This is a genomic window from Neochlamydia sp. TUME1, assembly GCF_000813645.1.
GTDB lineage: Bacteria > Chlamydiota > Chlamydiia > Chlamydiales > Parachlamydiaceae > Neochlamydia.
Genome location: NZ_JRXI01000011.1, coordinates 1 through 2,331, shown reverse-complemented (window position 1 = coordinate 2,331; position 2,331 = coordinate 1). Strand labels below are relative to the sequence as shown.

3 protein-coding genes are annotated in these 2,331 nt (G+C 40.8%); all 3 read left to right on the top strand.

The window, feature by feature from the left end; genetic code table 11:
• On the top strand, window positions 1-265 hold a 265-nt coding region (locus DB41_RS11855), incomplete at its 5' end, for a hypothetical protein (RefSeq protein ID WP_039383241.1).
• On the top strand, window positions 265-1,536 hold the full coding sequence (locus DB41_RS00560) for a leucine-rich repeat domain-containing protein (protein ID WP_052243750.1): 1,272 nt from the start codon (window positions 265-267) through the stop codon (window positions 1,534-1,536). The genes DB41_RS11855 and DB41_RS00560, both read left to right, overlap by 1 nt.
• Before the next feature lie 443 nt (window positions 1,537-1,979).
• On the top strand, window positions 1,980-2,331 hold a 352-nt coding region (locus DB41_RS00555; protein ID WP_039383239.1), incomplete at its 3' end, for a hypothetical protein.

Here is a 2,331-nt window from a genome sequence, read left to right as displayed (position 1 = left end):
GACCTTTGCTTTAGCTAGCTTTCTTTCACCTCTAGAATTAGAATTTAAATGGATAACCGAGGAAAAAAGATATTTTACTCTGGCTAATTACTCCTCTTATCTTGTAAATATTAATCGCCTATTAATGTGGAATAGAATCCCTGGGGGAAAGCACTACTTAGACCAAGAAGCAATCAAATATTTGCCTTTAGAAAAAAAGGAAAGCTTTTTAGTAATTGGATTAAAAGGTATGGCAAAGACATTACGAGCTTATGCTTACATGTAATGGACTTAACCTTTTTACCCTCAGAGATAGGGCAGTTATCTCAGCTGCAAACGCTTGAATTAAGCTGCAATCAGCTTACCTTTCTTCCTCCAGAGATAGGGCAGCTATCGCAGCTGCAAGAGCTGCACTTAAACGATAACCAGCTTACCTTCCTTCCTCTAGAGATAAAGCAACTGCTTAAGCTGCAAACGCTTAACTTATCCGGCAACCAGCTAGCTGCTCTGCCTGTAGAGATAGGGCAGCTATCGCAGCTGCAAACGCTTAACTTACGAATGAACCAGCTAACTGCTTTGCCTGCAGAGATAGGGCAGCTATCTCAGCTGCAAACGCTTAACTTACGAATGAACCAGCTAACTGCTCTGCCTGCAGAGATAGGGCAGCTGTCTAAGCTGCAAACGCTTGACTTAAACAGCAACCAGCTTACCTTCCTTCCTCCAGAGATAGGGCAAATCTCTCAGCTACAAAAACTTGACTTAAACAGCAACCAGCTTACCTCCCTTCCTGCAGAGATAAGGTATCTACCTCAGCTGCAAGAGCTTTACTTAAGCCACAACCAGCTTACCACCCTTCCTGTAGAGATAGAGCAGCTATCGCAGCTGCAAACGCTTGACTTAAGCCACAACCAGCTTACCTCCTTTCCGGCAGAGATAGTTCAGCTATCTCAGCTGCAAGACCTTAACTTAAGAAACAACCAGCTTACCTCCCTTCCTGCAGAAATAGGGCAGCTATCTCAGCTGCAAACGCTTGGCTTAAGCCACAACCAGCTTACCTCCCTTCCTGCAGAAATAGGGCAGCTATCTCAGCTGCAATACCTTGACTTATACCACAACCAGCTTACCACTCTTCTTGCAGCGATAGGACAGCTATCTCAGCTGCAAGAGCTTTACTTAAGCCACAACCAGCTTACCTCCTTTCCGGCAGAGATAGTTCAGCTATCTCAGCTGCAAAAGCTTTACTTAGAAGGCAATCAGCTTACCACCCTTCCTGCACAAATAGGGCAGCTATCGCAGTTGCGAAGCCTTGACTTATCTAGCAACCAGCTTACCACTCTTCCTGCAGAGATAGGGCAGCTATCTCAGCTGAAATATCTTAACTTGGAAAACAACCAGCTAACTGCTCTGCCTGCAGAAATAGGGCGGATATCAAAGCTGCAAACGCTTAACTTACAAATAAGCCAGCCTACCTTCTTTCCTCCTCCTGAAATAGGGCGGCTATCAAACCAGTTAAATCTTAAGTTAAGTGGAAATCCACTGCAAAACATTCCTGATTAAATCAAGAAGCGTTTTAAGCTGTAGCTGAAAAAGTTGCCTTCATCCCCTAATGTTTTAATGGAATGAAGGAGGTTGTTTTCAATAAGTTTTAAAAACATAGAAAACTTCCCAGCTTAGCAAGAGGCATTATCCTCTGCAGTCTTATTTGCTAAAGGAGAGAAAGAATTTTCTAATAACTTTTTATATTCCGCTATTTCCAAGTTTAAAGGCTAAGATCTATCAATAGCATTTTCTTGCATCTTTTGCTTTTCCCTTATATACATTGACGCTAAAAAAGCAAAAATATGTACAAATTTTAAAGAGGCCCTACAATAAATCCTAGAGCTTCTATCACCATTGAACATTTTCCTAATGAAATACTAGTCCCTATTTTAAAAGCTTGTGCTAGCCCTTCCTTATTTAGTGTATGTGGAAGATGGCACTATCTTCTAACTAATGAAGTCATGCCCTCGCTTTATAAGCAAATAGGTAAGGTTCATGTTCCTCAAGGTAATATTAAAGAGCAGTCTCTTATTTTAGAGAAGATTTATAAGCTAGAAGAAGAGCTTTCTGAAACAGCTAAGGTAGATGCAATCTTTAAACAAACCTTTGCTTTAGCTAGCTCTCTTTCACCTCTAGAATTAGAATTTAAATGGATAACCGAGGAAAAAAGATATTTTACTCTGGCTAATTACTCCTCTTATCTTGTAAATATTAACCGGCTGTTAATGTGGAATCAAATCCCTGGGGGAAAGAAATTCTTAGATCGAGAAGAAATCAAGTATTTGCCTTTAGAAAAAAAGGAGAGCTTTTTAG

Coding starts and splice junctions, on each gene's coding strand:
- DB41_RS00560 (WP_052243750.1), top strand. CDS start 265: ATGGACTTAACCTTTTTACCCTCAGAGATAGGGCAGTTATCTCAGCTG.